Consider the following 16,119-nt stretch of genomic DNA (forward strand, 5'->3'; position numbering starts at 1 on the left):
AGTGCACGTAGTGCACGTAACGCAGCATGTCTTCGATGGTGTCGTGGGTTTCGATACCTGCGTGGTACACGCTGCCGTCAGCATTCTGATAGATGTTCACCGAGTCGGTGTCACCGAACAGGTTGTGCATGTCGCCAAGAATTTCCTGGTAGGCACCGACCAGGAAGATCCCCAGCAGGTAGTCTTCACCCTCGTTCAGACCGTGCACCGGCAGGCTGGTCTCGATGCTCTGCTCGTCGACGTACTGCTTGATCTTGCCGTCGGAGTCGCAGGTCAAGTCTTGCAGCACTGCACGGCGCAGCGGCTCTTCGTCGAGACGGTGCAGCGGCAGGATCGGCAGGACCTGGCCGATGGCCCAGGTGTCCGGCAGGCTCTGGAATACCGAGAAGTTGCAGATGTACTTGTCGGCCAGCTTGTCGTTGAGTTCGTCGAGCACCTGACGGTGGGAACGCTGACGGGCCTTCAACGAGTTGTGCAGGCGGCGGCAAACGGCGAAGTAGCATTGCTCGGCCAGGGCTTTTTGCGCCAGGGTCAGCTTGCCATCGGCGTATTGGGTGGCCACGTCACTCATGTAGTGCGTGGCGCGCCAGTAGGTCTCGGTGACCATTTCGATGTCGGTCGGGCCGAGCAGGTCAACCAGCCACTGCACGGTTTCCGGCAGTTCTTCCTTGTTGTCGATCTTCGGCACGTCGTCGTTGTGTTTCTCGACGTCGGTCACCTGCACCACCAGCATCGCGTGGTGGGCGGTCAGGGAGCGGCCGCTTTCAGAGAAGATGTTCGGGTGCGGCAGGCTCTGCGCATCGCAGAATTCCTTGAGCATCCCGACCACGACACCGGCGTAATCGTCCATGTCGTAGTTGATCGAACTGGCGTTACGCGAGTGTGTACCGTCGTAGTCCACGCCCAAACCGCCGCCGACGTCGATGTGATCGACCGGCAGGCCAAGGTTGCGCAGTTCGCCGTAGTAACGAATCGCTTCCTTGAAGCCGTGCTGGTAGTCCGCCAGGTTGGCGATCTGCGAACCCATGTGGAAGTGCAGCAGGCGAATGCCCTGGTCCAGGCCAGCGGCACGGAAACGCTCGACCACCGACAGCAGTTGCGCCGCCGACAGGCCGAACTTGGATTTTTCGCCACCGGTGTCTGCCCACTTGCTCGACGCCAGGGACGACAGACGCACACGCAGGCCGACCTGAGGCTTGACCTTGAGCGACGCCGCTTCTTCGATCACCAGACCGACTTCGGATTCTTTCTCGATCACGATGAACACGTTGTGGCCCAGCTTCTGGCCCATCAGCGCCAGACGGATGAACTCACGGTCCTTGTAACCGTTGCAGACAATGGTGCCGCCCTTCGGCGCCAGCGCCAGTACCGCCAGCAGCTCAGGCTTGGAGCCGGCTTCCAGACCGATCGATACGTTCTGGGTGGCGATGATGTTCTCGATCACCGCTTCCTGCTGGTTGACCTTGATCGGGTACAGCGCGGTGTACTTGCTCTGGTATTCCAGGCGCTCGATGTTGGCGTCGAACGCACCGGTCAGCTGACGCACGCGGTCTTGCAGGATGTCTGGGAAACGCACCAGCAGCGGCAAGGACAAACCGCTTTTGCGCAGTTGGTCGACTTGCTCGAACAGGTCGATAGGCGAACTGGTCGGGCCGTTCGGACGAACTTCGACGCGACCGGCGTCATTGATCGCGAAATACCCGGCCCCCCAATGGCGAATCCCGTAAACACTGCGGCTGTCCGCAACTGTCCATTGGCTGCCATCGTCTTTGCGTGTGCGTCTTACGGACATCGAAGTCCCCTATAAAGAAGTCATAGAGCGTCGCCTTGAGTTCAGGCCGGCGCAGTCTAAAGAATGAAAATGACGTTTCGTCAACGAGGGGGTAGACCTCGCTGACCGCAGTGAGTTTAGAAACCGGTCATGAACAGGCTCTGTGAAAACCATGGAGACGACGCCAGACCAGAATGAAATCAGGACTGGATCAAGCCGCGGGTGGTTTTCACAGAGGCTGCTAGCCGCCGGACTTCTTCGCTTTGAAACCGTGTTTGATCAGCTCAGCCAAGAGTAGCTCGACATGATCGCCCTGGATTTCGATGATCCCGTCTTTCAACGCCCCACCGGTCCCACAACGTTTCTTCAACGTGGTGGCCAGTTCCTTGAGCGCGTCTTCGGCCAACGGCACGCCGGTGATGGTCGTCACCGTCTTGCCGCCACGGCCCTTGCTTTCGCGACGCACGCGAGCGATGCCGTCGCCGGCCGGGATAACGGTTTGTTTGCAGATGCAGGCATCCACCGGTTTACTGCATTCCGGGCAATGACGACCTGCGTCGGTGGAAAATACCAGGCCACCAAGGGCGGCGAAGGATGTGGCTTTTTTGGCCACCGGCAATCCTCTTGGGAGGACAAAGACTGATCGCAACCTTGGGCAAGGTTATCGACCGCGAAGCCCCACTCAGGCAGGGGCAGCGCTACTGAGCCGGGCACTGCCGGTTCAGCTTGAAAAGGTCGCGCAGTGTAACGGCAAAAAGCCGACTTGCTAAGAGCCAATCGGCGCCAATTTACAGCTCTTTTGCGACGTCATCCCCTTGGGCGCGAAGATAGCGCTTCAGGGCTGCCAAAGAGTCCGGGCAGTACGGCTTTTGCTGAATTTCCAGCAGGACCTGATCGATCGGGATAAAGCGCGCTTCCAGCACCTCTTCCGGCTGCAGGATCAATGGGCCGTCCCACACCGCCGAAAACGCCGAACACCAGAGCCGGTTGCCGGTGTCCTCGAAGAAAAAGTGATCGTGGGCGGTCAGTTCCACACCGCTCACCCCCAGCTCTTCTTCCAGCTCACGGGCCGCCGATTCGGCGTAGGTCTCGGTGGCCAGCACCATGCCGCCGGCCGCCACGTCCCAATAACCGGGATAAATCGCCTTGCTCAGGGTGCGCCGGTGAACGCACAGCTCACCGGCAGAATTGAACAGCATGATGTAGGTGCCGCGCCCGATCAGCCCACGCTCACGCAGGTCGGAGCGCACCAGGGCGCCGAGCAGGTTGTCCCGCTCGTCGACCCAGGCGATCTGTTCGGCATCGGAGGCCGCGCGGTGGGCGGCCTCTTTAGCGCTATCTACCATGACTCAGCCCTGATTGAGCAGTTGACGCAAGTCGATCACCGCGGCGTTGGCCCGGGAGATGTAATTGGCCATGACCAGCGAGTGGTTGGCCAGCACACCGAAGCCGCTGCCGTTGAGGATCATCGGGCTCCAGACCGGCTCTTGCGAAGCCTCCAGCTCACGGATGATCTGGCGCACGCTGACCGTAGCGTTTTTCTTCGCCAGCACATCGRCGAAGTCGACTTCGATGGCGCGCAGCAGATGGGACAATGCCCAGGCCTGACCACGGGCTTCGTAGAACACGTTATCGATCTGCATCCACGGGGTTTCAACGACTTCTTCGTCAACCTGCGGCACCTGGCCGAGCGCCGGGATTTCGGTTTTCAGCGCAGTGTTGAGCTTGACCCGACCAACGCTGGCCGACAGCCGTTGCGACAGCGAGCCCAGACGGGTCCCTACATCACCCAGCCAGTTGTTCAGGTTGTCGGCGCGGGCGTAGAACAGCGCGCTCTTCTGGTCAGGCCCCGACAGGCGTGCCTGATAGCGGCTCAGGGAGTTGATGCCTTCCTGATACTCGGACTCACTGGATGGCAACACCCAGCTCTTGTTGTCGAAGTTGAAGCGCGGCTCGGCCTTGGCCAGGTCGGCGTCTTCGGCGGACTGCGACTGGGAACGGGCGAAGTCTTTACGCAGCGCACGGCTCAGGTCGCGGACCTGGACCAGCACGCCATATTCCCAGCTCGGCATATTGTCCATCCACAGGCCCGGCGGGAAACGGTCGTTGGAAATATAGCCACCCGGTTTGGTCAGCAAGGTACCGGCGACGGTCTTGAGGGTTTCCACCGTGGTGTACCCGACCACCATCTGCTTACCTTCTTTCTCAGCTGCCATCTGGGCATTCTGCTGAACCGGGAACAGCGCGGGTTCCTGGCTCCAGTACCAGCCCAGCGCGATAGCCACCAACAAGTAAAGGCAAATCAGAGTGGCCAGCGCCCGGCTGAACAACAGGCCACCAAAATAACTGCGGGTGGCCGATTTCGGTTCAGCGGCACGCTCAGGCGCGCTGCCCGTGCGGTTCTTCCAGTCCAGCATGGCGATATCCTTTCAATCACTTGAGTTCATCGGTTCGACTACAACCCTACGCCATCGTGCCTTATTTGCCGCGCATTAAATCCTGCGGGACACAGCGAGCCATACAATGACTGCAATCGAAGCCATCACTATAAATGAAGCACAGCCTTGAGCCTATGCGACCAGTCGGTCGGGAACTGAATGATGTCGCTTTGCAGATTATTGACGCAGGACACTCATGCAATTGAAAAGAGATGCTAGCATAGAGCCACCAGTCGATCTCAGCATGCACCCTAACTAGTAGTCAGGATATGACCGAGCCAGAAGACCCCAGCCGTGAGCGCCTCAAGCACCACTTTGCCCAGCGGGTAATTCATCAGGCACGTCAGATTCTTGAGATATGGCAACGTCTGCAACGCAATGAATGGTCCATCACCGACCTGTCGGAGCTGAGCGAGGCCAATCTGCGCCTGCTGCGCTTTGCCGAACGTTTCGAACAACCGGAACACACCCTGCTGGCCCGTCATATCGGCCAGTCGCTGGAGGCCGTCGACGCCAATCGCGGACGCCTGAGCAGCGGATTGATCACTGACCTCAACCGCCTGATGCAGCGCTTGTCCCGCACCGGCCTGCGCCATGGCGATCAGCTCGAACACACCTTCCTGCCGCCGCTGCGCAAACCGATCTACGTGATGCTGCAGGATCACGACCGGGCCGAACGGCTGGCCAAGCAACTTGAGTTCTTCGGGCTCAGCGCCCAATCCCTGGGCAGTGTTGCCGCGTTCCGCGCCTCGATGGTCGAGCGCTTACCGGCGGCGATTGTCATGGACGTCGACTTCAGCGGCGCCGGCATCGGCCTGAAACTGGCGGCCGAAGCCCAGCAAGGCTTGGAGCAGCCCTTGCCGCTGTTGTTTTTCAGCCTGCACGAAACCGACACCCCGACCCGCCTCGCCGCCGTGCGCGCCGGCGGCCAGGAGTTTCTCACCGGCACCCTCGAAGCCTCGAGCCTGCTGGAAAAGATCGAAGTGCTGACCTGCGTCGCCCAGTACGAACCTTATAAAGTGCTGATCATCGACGACTCCCGCGCACAGGCCTTGCACACCGAACGCCTGCTCAACAGCGCCGGGATCGTCACGCGGACCTTGATCGAACCGATCCAGGCCATGGCCGAGCTGGCGGATTTCCAGCCGGACCTGATCATCCTCGACATGTACATGCCGGCCTGCACCGGTACGGAACTGGCCAAGGTGATCCGCCATAACGACCGCTATGTCAGCGTGCCGATCATTTATCTGTCGGCCGAAGACGATCTGGACAAGCAGCTCGACGCCATGAGTGAGGGCGGCGACGACTTCCTGACCAAACCGATCAAGCCGCGCCACCTGATCACCACCGTGCGCAACCGCGCGGCGCGGGCGCGCAATCTGAAAGCGCGGATGGTGCGCGACAGCCTGACTGGCTTGTACAACCACACCCATATCCTGCAGCTGCTCGAAGACTGTTCATTCCGTGCCCGTCGCGAAAACAAGCCGCTGAGCTTTGCGATGCTCGACATCGACCACTTCAAACGGGTCAACGACAGCCACGGCCATCCCATGGGCGACCGGGTGATCAAGAGCCTGGCGCTGTTCCTCAAGCAACGGTTGCGCAAGAGCGACTTCATCGGCCGTTACGGCGGTGAAGAGTTCGCCATCGTCATGCCGGACACCGATATTGAATCGGCCTACAAGGTGCTCGATGAAATCCGTCAGCGCTTTGCCGAAATTCACTACCCCGCGCAGCCCCAGGACCTCTGGTGCACCTTCAGTGCCGGCGTCGTCGAACTGCACGAAGGCTCCGACAGCCTGATGATGGCCACACAGGCAGACGAGGCGCTGTACCGCGCCAAGGACGCCGGACGCAACCGCGTGCAAGCCGCGCGGGAGTCAAAGCAAAGTGCCACTTTTTCATCGGAATCGACCGATTCGGTCATAACGCTGTAACAGAAACGCAATAACTTCAGGCACTTACCATTCTGCCGTTGGTAGTCCGCAATGCGCCTGAAGCTGTTGACCAATCTCAATACCCTCCTTCTGGTCGCCGTGTGCGTGGCCCTCGGCGCGACCCTCTGGTGGTCGCAAAAAGCCCTGGAACGCCCCTATCTGTTGATGGAGCGTTACCTGGGCCTGTCCCAGCAGTTTCAAAATGAAGTGGCGCGCAACGTCGAGGATTACCTGACCAGCGGCGATGCCCTGCGTCTGAGCAGCGCCAGCCAGGCCATCGACAGCCTGCAAAAGGAGCTCGGCGAATTACCTCCGCCCCTGGCCGATACCTTGCACCCCAGCCTGTCGAGCCTGGAAGAGTTCAGCAAGACGGACCTGCTGGCTGCCGGCAAACTCGCCGGCGATCCACAAGCCCTGCTGCTGCAAGCCGAGCGCGAGCTCGGTGCCAGCCTCGATCAGCTCAGCCAATACGCCAACGGCAACGCGGCGTATCTGACGCCTTTGCTCGCAGCTTCCCAGCATCTGGGCAAGTTGTCTTTGGCCCGGGACAAACTGGTCAGCAGCGGGCGCAGTGAACTGGCCGCCGATGTCGAGCGCGAAGTCGCCAGCATCCGCGTTCAGGCTGAAYAATTGAACAGCTTGCCGCTGCTGGGGGTGACTGCCAGCAGTGAATCGAACACCGATGACTTCTCCGCCATGATGGGCCTGGAGAACACCGAGAAAGCCGTCGCCGAAGACGCCGGCGTCAGCCTCAAGCGTGAGCTCAACAGCCTGCTCACCCGCTACCCGACTGAACTGGCACACACCCGCGAACAGATCCAGAAACGCGCCGACCTCGGCGCCGCGACTCACTTGAAAATCACCGCCGTGCAGCAGGCCATCGCCGGGCTGGAACCGGTAGTGCGCGCCCAGCACGGGCAAATCCAGGGCGAAGTGCGGCTGATGCAGGGCGTGATGATCGGGCTGATTCTGCTGATCGCCTTGCTCATCGATACCTTACAGCGACGCCTGGCCCGAACCCTGACCAATCTGGCGCCAGCCCTTTCGATCTGGGCCGAGGGCGACTTCAGTCGCGACATTCAACTGGGTGCGACCAACCGCGAACTGCATGACATTCAAGCTTCGCTCAATCGCTTGCGTGCCTATCTGGTCGACCTGGTGGGGACCATTCGCCTCAATGCCGAGCAAGTCGCCGGCAGCAGCCGGACGCTGGCCGAATTGAGCAATGACCTGCACAGCGGCGCCGAGCATCAGGCCGGCGACACCGCGCTGATCCGCGACTCTCTCGGTGAACTCGAAGCAACGATTCAACAAGTCGCCGGTGATGCCAGCCAGGCCGCGGACGCCAGTCGTCATGCAGGGCTGGCGGTGGAGCATGGTCAGAAGGTCATCGGCCTGAGCCTCACCGGGCTGCATGCGCTGGTGGGTGAAGTGCAAGGCAACGCGCAGATGATCGAACATCTGGCCGAAGAGTCGGCGACTATCGGCGGCGTGCTGACGGTGATTCGCTCGATTGCCGATCAGACCAACCTGCTGGCGCTGAATGCCGCCATCGAGGCGGCCCGCGCCGGGGAGATGGGCCGGGGATTTGCGGTGGTGGCCGAAGAGGTTCGTTCACTGGCGCAGCGCACCGCCGGTGCCACCGCCGAGATTCAGACACTGATCGCCGGCCTGCAAACCGCCGCGCGACAATCGGTCGAAGGCATGCGCGCCCAGGTCGAACACGCCGAAGCCACGGCCAACCAGGCCCAGGCCGCCGACGGTGCGCTGGATAAAATCGTCGGAGCGATCCAGACCATTTCCGACACCGCCGTGCGCATCGCCGATGTCACTGCCCAGCAGAGCGGCGCTGTCAGCGAAATCCGCGATCACAGTGAGCGGATTCATCAATTGGGTGGGGATAACTTGCTGAGGATTGGTGAAGGGCGCAGCCAAGGCGAACATTTACTGACATTGGGTGGGCAGTTGCATACAGCGGTGCAGGCATTTCGGGTTTAAGGGCTCGGGCCTGAACGCTACCAACGAGCAAGATTATCGACACCTGAGTTTTTGTATGAAAACTCCTGCTTATCTATACGGTGCTTTTAGTCATCGTTTTGATGCTAGAGTTTAGCGCTTCAATCAATCGAGCGTGCACAGGAGTGCCCCGTGATAGTTCCAACGTCGCCCCCAGGCGTATCTGTGGAGGAAAACATGGCCATTGCCTTCCACAAGAAAAAAGTTTTGAAAGAGGGATCCGCATTCATTTACTCCTGGTTCTATAGCCAAGTCAGAAATCGCGGCCCTTGGGACTACAAAAAGCTATCCCCTGACTATGAAGCCTTTGGCAATTTCAATTACGGCGCGACCGGGATTGCTGCGGGGTTTTCCGAGAATGTTCTGTTACGTGCCGCCGGCCTTGCCCAGACACAGGCAAAAACGACAAAAGTAGAATTTGGAAGCTGGTGGAGCGAGGCTCCTTTTGGCGATGATCCTGCGGATCAGGAATGGATCAAGAAGGGAGTCAGGTATGCCCGTTTCAGGAACTACTAAAAACACTGCATACACAATCGTCGCCTCCTCCCTGCTAGCTGTATGCTTGGCTTACATCGGCTGGACATGGCTCATGTCTTCCGGCAACCCGGTGCTGACCGATGTAGTACTCAAACTGCCCCTTGGCGAAAACGGCTTCATCTACGGCGTCAAGGATGATCGAGGCGGAGCAACAGTACCGTTCAGCTATCGATACTATGTCTATCGCGAACTGACATCCAACGAGCAAATAGCGTCTGAACTCAAGACCGCTGGTCCGTTTTTAGTCACCCGAGATCCAGCCATAAAGGTCGATATCCAAGGTTCAACTATCAATGTATCGACCAACCAGGAAGTCTACGAGTATCACAGCAGCACGCTGTTTCGACATACCAACAGTAACCACTACACCCCTGTAACAATCAACTTGTGTAAACACTCCAGCGATCAACCAACAAAGTAAGCCCGAAGCCTGACTGAAACACCTCCCTGCAGGAGCTGCCGAAGGCTGCGATCATTTGATGTTGATCCTGGCGGTGGATCGAGCGTTGAAGATCAAAGTCAAAATATCGCAGCCTTTGGCAGCGCCTACGGGAGATCGGCGTAGTCGCATACATTGCACACTCAGCTATCATGCCCGCACCTCCAATACGCGAGATTGTCATGCGCCGTTTGCTCTGCCTGCTGTTTTTAGTGCTCGCCCTCCCGGCCTCCGCCGCCGGGTTGCTGGACAGTCGCCCCAGTTCCACCCTGGGTTCGATCAACAACAGCGCCGACTTCCTGCCGGTGCGCGAAGCCTTTCAGTTGAGCCTGGTAGAAAGTACGCCGCAATCGATCAAACTGCGTTTCGTCGCCACCGAGGGTTACTACCTCTACCGCCATCGCTTCCAGTTTCGCGCAGATCCGGCCGACGTTGGCCTCGGTGCGGCTCAACTGCCCAAGGGCGAACAAAAGCACGATGAATACTTCGGCGATGTCGAGGTTTACCACGGCATTCTCGATGTAGAACTGCCGCGCACCGATTCCCGCGCCTTTACGCTGGCCGTGACCTATCAAGGCTGCGCCGACAAAGGCCTGTGCTACCCGCCCGAGACCGAGCGCCTGAGTATTGATGGCAGCGGTGCCACGACCACAGCCTGGGGCTGGCGCGAACTGGCGCTGTTCTTCCTCGCAGGCCTCGGCCTGACCTTCACCCCCTGTGTGCTGCCGATGCTGCCGATCCTCTCCGGGGTAGTCCTGCGCGGGCAGATCGGCGGTTTACGTGGCTTCAACCTGTCGCTGGCTTATGTGCTGCCGATGGCCATCTGCTTCGCCCTGTTGGGTGCATTGATGGGCATGTTCGGCGCACAGCTTAATCTTCAGGCGCGCTTGCAATCGGCCTGGGTGCTGGTGCCGTTCGCGATGTTTTTCGCAGTGTTTGCCTTGGCGATGTTCGGGGTGTTCGAACTGAAACTTCCCTACGCCATCAGCAGCCGCCTGGACCGGATCGCCGGGCGCACCGAAGGTGGCTCACTGTGGGGCGCGGCGGTGCTGGGCGTGGTGTCGAGCCTGCTGGTTTCGCCCTGCGTCTCGGCTCCCCTGGCCGGTGCGCTGCTGTACATCAGCGCCAGCGGCGATGCCTTGGGCGGCGGATTGAAACTGTTCATGCTTGGCCTGGGCATGGGCGCACCGCTGTTGCTGGTGGCGACTGGCGGCGCGGCCTGGTTGCCGAAAAGCGGGCCGTGGCTGATCTACGTGAAAAACGCGATTGGTGTGCTCTTGCTGGGGCTGGCGATCGGTTTGCTCAGCCGAGTATTGCCAGGCCAGATCACTTTACTGTTGATCGGCTTGCTCGCCGGTGGCGTCGGTTTGTTCATGGGCGCGCTGGAGTTTGTCTATAAGCCGCCGAGAAAACGCCTGGGGCAATTGCTGGGGATGTTTCTGCTGTTTTATGCACTGGCCTGTTGGTACGGCGCGTTCAGCGGTCAGTCCGATCCATTCAACCCAATTGGCCAGACGCGCCTCGTCGCCAGCAACGAGCAGCAAGCGCCAATCGCCAGCACCTGGCAAACCATAACCTCTCCAGCAGAACTGGATCGTGTCCTCGCCGAAGCCAAATCCTCCGGCACGCCGCTGCTGCTCGACTGGTACGCCGACTGGTGCATCAGTTGCAAAGTCATCGAACACGAAGTGCTCAACGATGCCAACGTCGTCGAACGTCTTAAAGGCTATCGACTGATCCGTTTCGACATCACCGCCAGCAACACCGAACAGCGCGCCCTGCTCGACCGCTACAAGCTGTTCGGCCCTCCGGCGCTGATGTTTTTCGGCAGGGACGGCGTCGAACGCACCGATGTGCGAGTGATCGGCGAGATAAACGCCACGGGCTTCGCCGAACGTGTTGCGAAAGCAAATGACCGGATTTAATCACCCGGTCACATATTTCGCGCAAACATCGGCCATCGTGCTGCCTATTGCATAGAACTGGACAGTCACAAAGTCTTTGCGGCATAGTCGCCTGGTTCTGACAATTGCACACGGATCACAAAGGAGCAGCAGATGGCGACCCTATTGGTTTTGCACGGCCCTAACCTGAACCTGCTCGGCACCCGGGAACCGGGCGTCTATGGTGCAACCACCCTGGCACAAATCAACCAGGACCTGGAACAGCGGGCGCGCAATGCCGGCCACCATTTGCTTTACCTGCAAAGCAACGCCGAGTACGAATTGATTGACCGCATCCACGCTGCTCGCGGCGAAGGTGTGGACTTCATTCTGATCAATCCAGCAGCTTTTACGCATACAAGTGTCGCGTTACGTGACGCGCTGCTGGCGGTGAGCATCCCATTCATCGAAGTGCATTTGTCTAACGTGCATAAACGCGAACCTTTCCGCCATCACTCTTACTTCTCCGATGTAGCGGTGGGAGTGATCTGCGGCCTTGGCGCCAGCGGTTATCGACTGGCCCTGGAGGCCGCACTAGAGCAGCTTGAAAGACAGGCAACGGCTTGAACAACAAGCGTTAAACGCCCCTGACCGACCCTTGGGAGTTGATGATTCATGGATATCCGTAAAGTTAAGAAATTGATCGAATTGCTGGAAGAGTCCGGCATCGACGAGCTTGAGATCAAGGAAGGCGAAGAGTCCGTACGCATCAGCCGTCACAGCAAGACGCCGGCTCAGCAGTACTACGCACCGGCTCCGATGCATGCGCCGGCACCGGCTCCAGTTGCTGCCGCCGCTCCGGTTGCTGCCGCTGCGCCTGCGGCTCCAGCGGCTCCAACGCTGAACGGCAATGTTGCCCGCTCGCCGATGGTCGGCACGTTCTATCGCAAATCTTCGCCAAGCTCGCCTTCCTTCGTTGAAGTCGGCCAGACCGTGAAGAAAGGCGACACCCTGTGCATCGTCGAAGCCATGAAGATGATGAACCACATTGAGGCTGACCACAGCGGTGTGATCGAATCCATCCTCGTCGAAGACGGCCAGCCGGTTGAGTTCGACCAACCGCTGTTCACCATCGTTTGAATCGCGGAGAGCCTTTGATGACTGCGAAGTTGGAAAAAGTTCTGATCGCCAACCGCGGTGAGATCGCCCTGCGGATTCTGCGTGCCTGCAAGGAAATGGGCATCAAGACCGTCGCCGTTTACTCCAAGGCCGACAAAGAGCTGATGCACCTGGGCCTGGCAGACGAATCCGTCTGCATCGGTCCGGCCTCCGCCGCTCACTCCTACCTGCACATTCCGGCCATCATCGCCGCTGCTGAAGTGACCGGCGCTACCGCCATTCACCCAGGCTACGGCTTCCTTGCGGAAAACGCCGACTTTGCCGAACAGGTCGAGAACTCCGGTTTCGCGTTCATTGGCCCGAAAGCCGATACCATCCGCCTGATGGGCGACAAGGTATCGGCCAAGCACGCCATGATCGCCGCTGGCGTTCCAACCGTTCCGGGCTCCGACGGCCCACTGCCTGAAGACGAAGAAACCGCTCTGCGCATTGGTCGCGAAGTCGGTTATCCGGTGATCATCAAAGCCGCTGGCGGCGGCGGTGGTCGTGGCATGCGCGTGGTGCACAAAGAAGAAGACCTGATCTCCTCGGCGAAACTGACCCGCTCCGAAGCGGGCGCAGCGTTCGGCAACCCGATGGTCTATCTGGAAAAATTCCTGACCAACCCACGTCACGTGGAAGTTCAGGTGCTTTCCGACGGTCAGGGCCACGCCATCCATCTGGGCGACCGCGACTGCTCGCTGCAACGTCGTCACCAGAAGGTTCTCGAAGAAGCGCCGGCACCGGGTATCGACGAGAACGCGCGCGAGGAAGTCCTCGCCCGTTGCGTCAAGGCTTGCATCGACATCGGCTACCGTGGCGCCGGCACTTTCGAGTTCCTGTACGAGAACGGCCGCTTCTACTTCATCGAGATGAACACTCGTGTCCAGGTAGAGCACCCGGTATCGGAAATGGTCACCGGCATCGACATCGTCAAGGAGATGCTCAGCATCGCCGCCGGCAACAAGCTGTCGTTCACCCAGGATGACGTGGTCATCCGCGGTCACGCGCTGGAATGCCGGATCAACGCCGAAGACCCGAAAACGTTCATGCCGAGCCCAGGCACGGTCAAGCATTTCCACGCACCAGGCGGCAACGGCGTTCGCGTCGATTCGCACCTGTACAGTGGCTATGCCGTTCCGCCGAACTACGACTCGTTGATCGGCAAGCTGATCACCTACGGCGCAACCCGTGACGAAGCCATGGCGCGCATGCGTAATGCGCTGGACGAGATCGTTGTCGACGGGATCAAGACCAACATCCCGCTGCACCGTGATCTGACCCGTGACGAAGGCTTCTGCAAAGGGGGGGTGAACATTCACTACCTCGAGCACAAGCTGGCTGGCGAGAAGCACTAAGCTTCAGCCGGAACATGACAAGGCCGCCTTCGGGCGGCTTTGTTGTTTCTGGAGATGCCGCCCGGAAACCTTGTGGCGAGGGAGCTTGCTCCCGCTCGGTTGCGCAGCAGCCGCAAGACCATTCATCCGAGTTGTGTCAGACAGAGCCGTATCTGCCATTTTGGGACCGCTTCGCGCTCCAGCGGGAGCAAGCTCCCTCGCCACAGAGACCGACGTCTCCGCTATTGGATGGCAACCCGGTCGTCTTCTGCCGCGCGCTCGCGTAAACTTGCGCGCTTCTCGCAGCCCGCTAGGCTGCAATCTATATTTTTCAAAGGTGCCCGCCATGCCTTGGCTGCAAGTCCGTCTCGCCATCAGCCCAGAACAAGCCGAAACCTACGAAGACGCTTTCCTTGAAGTGGGCGCCGTGTCGGTGACCTTCATGGACGCCGAAGATCAGCCGATCTTCGAGCCGGAACTCAACACCACTCCGCTGTGGTCGCACACACACCTGCTGGCCTTGTTCGAAGGCGGCACTGACGCCGCCAGCGTGCTGGCCCACCTGGAGTTGCTGACCGGCAGCCCGCTGCCCGAGCATCACAGCGAAGTGATCGAAGACCAGGACTGGGAACGCAGCTGGATGGATGGCTTCCAGCCGATGCGCTTCGGTCAGCGCCTGTGGATYGTCCCGAGCTGGCACGCCGCCCCTGAGCCTGACGCGGTGAACCTGCTGCTGGACCCAGGCCTGGCGTTCGGCACCGGCACTCACCCGACCACCGCGCTGTGCCTGGAATGGCTCGATGGCCAGGACCTGAAAGACTGCAACGTGCTGGATTTCGGCTGCGTCTCGGGGATTCTGGCGATTGCCGCCCTGTTGCTGGGCGCCAAACAAGCCGTCGGCACCGATATCGATGTGCAAGCCCTGGAGGCCTCCCGCGACAACGCCGGACGCAACAACATTGCCGACGAGCTGTTCCCGCTCTATCTGCCGGAAGATTTGCCGCAGGTTCAAGCCGACGTACTGGTCGCCAATATCCTCGCCGGCCCGCTGGTTTCCCTGGCGCCGCAACTGTCCAGCCTGGTCAAGTCCGGCGGTCGCCTGGCACTGTCGGGCATCCTCGCCGAACAGGGCGAAGAGGTTGCCGCTGCCTATGCCCGGGACTTCGATCTGGATCCGATCGCCAATCGCGACGGCTGGGTACGCATCACTGGCCGTCGGCGCTAGAATGAGCGCCTGCATAAACCGGATTGCCGCATGACCGATAGCTTCGTCACCCAGTGCCCGCATTGCCAAACCAGCTTCCGCGTCAGCCACGCTCAGTTGAGCGTGGCCCGTGGGGTGGTTCGTTGCGGCTCGTGCTTGCAGGTGTTCAACGCCGCCAGGCAGTTGCTTGAGCAACGGGCCGGCAAGGAAGCGGTAAAACCGGCTGCATCGGCGCCCGTAGAACCGCCCGTGCAGCGGGCCATCAGCCAAAAGCAATGGACCGCGGCCGAGATGGACCTGGACAGCCTGGACCTGGACGAAGAGCTCGCCCGGCTCGAACAGCGGGAAATCCAGCCGACGACGGAGTTCGGTCACCCCCGCGAAGACAGCCTCAGTGCTCGTCGCGACAGCACCGAACACGACGAAGCCCCTTGGCCCGACAGCCTCTTCAGTGAGTCGGCCGCCGATCGTGCGCAAGCCGCCGACGTGCAGACGCCATCACCGATGGTCGAACCGACGATCGAGCCAGGCAAACACTCGCGCACCGAGCCTTCGCTGTCCATGGAGCCCGTGCCACTGGACGATGAGCCCGAGATACAGCAGCTGCGCCTGCACGACCCGCTCGACGCCCCGATCCCTTTTGGCAGCCTGTCGGCGAAAACCGATGACGACGAGATCGACGATGACCTGCCCTCCGTCGAGCCCCTGCGCAAGCGACGCGAACGCAGCGAACCGGCCATGCGCGCTGAAGTGCTGCAGGACCTGACCGACGACCCGCTGCAACTGGATTGGCAAAAACGCCGCTCCCCCTGGGGTCGGCGCTTTTTCTGGCTGCTGCTGATCCTGCTCGGCGCCGCCGGCCTCGTTGGCCAGTACGTCGCCTACCACTTCGACGAACTGGCGCGCCAGGACCAGTATCGTCCGTGGTTCCAGCAACTCTGCCCGCACATCGGTTGCACAGTGCCGTCCAAGGTCGACATCGCGAAAGTCAAAAGCAGCAATCTGGTGGTCCGCAGCCACCCGGACTTCAACGGGGCGCTGGTGGTCGATGCCATCATTTATAACCGTGCGCCCTTCTCCCAGCCGTTCCCGCTGCTGGAGCTGCGCTTTGCCGACCTCAACGGCCACCTGATCGCCAGTCGTCGCTTCAAGCCCGGCGAGTACCTCAACGGCGATCTCGAAGGCCTGGCCGAAATGCCGCCGCAAACGCCGATCCACATCGCGCTGGACATTCTCGACCCAGGCCCCAAAGCGGTGAACTACAGCCTGAGCTTCCATTCGCCCGAGTGAAACACTCAAGCGTTGCAGGCTTGACGGCGGTTTCCTGACTTTGACCGTTCAAACCAAACCGCTGGCGATAACGAATTAGTTGTTCAGATTTTGTTCAATTCAGCCT

Annotated in this window: 14 protein-coding genes; 10 read left to right on the forward strand and 4 right to left on the reverse strand. The window is 60.2% G+C overall.

The features are described 5' to 3' along the window. The 4 genes from speA to AC1DLB_RS00595 all read right to left on the reverse strand — a co-directional run. Window positions 1-1,792: arginine decarboxylase (speA, locus tag AC1DLB_RS00580; protein ID WP_477784476.1), on the reverse strand; the 1,792-nt coding region annotated here is incomplete at its 3' end. Window positions 1,793-2,012: 220 nt separating this feature from the next. After that, entirely contained in the window at window positions 2,013-2,384 is a 372-nt protein-coding gene (locus AC1DLB_RS00585; RefSeq protein ID WP_477784477.1) for a translation initiation factor Sui1, read from the reverse strand. Between the two features lie 175 nt (window positions 2,385-2,559). Further along, window positions 2,560-3,117 carry an NUDIX hydrolase gene (locus AC1DLB_RS00590; protein WP_018928416.1) on the reverse strand — a complete coding sequence of 186 codons (558 nt, stop codon included), beginning with the start codon at window positions 3,115-3,117 and terminating at the stop codon, window positions 2,560-2,562. 3 nt (window positions 3,118-3,120) lie between these two features. Beyond that, entirely contained in the window at window positions 3,121-4,188 is a 1,068-nt protein-coding gene (locus tag AC1DLB_RS00595; protein WP_477784478.1) for a DUF2333 family protein, read from the reverse strand. Between the two features lie 290 nt (window positions 4,189-4,478). Between AC1DLB_RS00595 and gcbA the strand changes: the two genes are divergently transcribed. The 10 genes from gcbA to AC1DLB_RS00645 all read left to right on the forward strand — a co-directional run bounded on the left by gcbA (window position 4,479) and on the right by AC1DLB_RS00645 (window position 16,013). Then, window positions 4,479-6,149 (forward strand): diguanylate cyclase GcbA, encoded by a 1,671-nt coding sequence (gcbA, locus tag AC1DLB_RS00600; RefSeq protein WP_096481248.1) that lies wholly within the window; start codon window positions 4,479-4,481, stop codon window positions 6,147-6,149. Window positions 6,150-6,200: 51 nt separating this feature from the next. After that, window positions 6,201-8,147 (forward strand): methyl-accepting chemotaxis protein, encoded by a 1,947-nt coding sequence (locus tag AC1DLB_RS00605; protein ID WP_477784479.1) that lies wholly within the window; start codon window positions 6,201-6,203, stop codon window positions 8,145-8,147. A 195-nt stretch (window positions 8,148-8,342) separates the two neighbouring features. Then, a complete protein-coding gene (locus tag AC1DLB_RS00610; RefSeq protein ID WP_086944042.1) occupies window positions 8,343-8,681 on the forward strand; it encodes a polymorphic toxin type 44 domain-containing protein in 339 nt (112 codons plus the stop codon). 73 nt (window positions 8,682-8,754) lie between these two features. Further along, window positions 8,755-9,123, forward strand: a complete 369-nt coding sequence (locus AC1DLB_RS00615) for a hypothetical protein (protein WP_230175426.1) — start codon at window positions 8,755-8,757, stop codon at window positions 9,121-9,123. A gap of 200 nt (window positions 9,124-9,323) precedes the next feature. Continuing rightward, the gene (locus AC1DLB_RS00620; protein WP_477744179.1) at window positions 9,324-11,066 is read left to right on the forward strand and encodes a protein-disulfide reductase DsbD; all 1,743 of its coding nucleotides are present in this window, start codon (window positions 9,324-9,326) and stop codon (window positions 11,064-11,066) included. A 132-nt stretch (window positions 11,067-11,198) separates the two neighbouring features. Then, on the forward strand, window positions 11,199-11,651 hold the full coding sequence (gene aroQ / locus AC1DLB_RS00625) for a type II 3-dehydroquinate dehydratase (RefSeq protein WP_007937215.1): 453 nt from the start codon (window positions 11,199-11,201) through the stop codon (window positions 11,649-11,651). A gap of 48 nt (window positions 11,652-11,699) precedes the next feature. Next, a complete protein-coding gene (gene accB / locus AC1DLB_RS00630) occupies window positions 11,700-12,164 on the forward strand; it encodes an acetyl-CoA carboxylase biotin carboxyl carrier protein (RefSeq protein ID WP_111455267.1) in 465 nt (154 codons plus the stop codon). A gap of 17 nt (window positions 12,165-12,181) precedes the next feature. Next, window positions 12,182-13,540, forward strand: coding sequence for an acetyl-CoA carboxylase biotin carboxylase subunit (gene accC, locus AC1DLB_RS00635; protein WP_018928422.1), 1,359 nt, complete (start codon window positions 12,182-12,184; stop codon window positions 13,538-13,540). Window positions 13,541-13,865: 325 nt separating this feature from the next. Continuing rightward, window positions 13,866-14,744, forward strand: coding sequence for a 50S ribosomal protein L11 methyltransferase (gene prmA, locus AC1DLB_RS00640; protein ID WP_477784480.1), 879 nt, complete (start codon window positions 13,866-13,868; stop codon window positions 14,742-14,744). Window positions 14,745-14,774: 30 nt separating this feature from the next. Next, complete coding sequence (locus AC1DLB_RS00645; RefSeq protein ID WP_138866715.1) at window positions 14,775-16,013, forward strand: DUF3426 domain-containing protein; 1,239 nt, start codon at window positions 14,775-14,777, stop codon at window positions 16,011-16,013. The last annotated feature ends 106 nt before the right edge of the window (window positions 16,014-16,119 follow it).

It is taken from the genome of Pseudomonas sp. 05N434, from assembly GCF_056396965.1.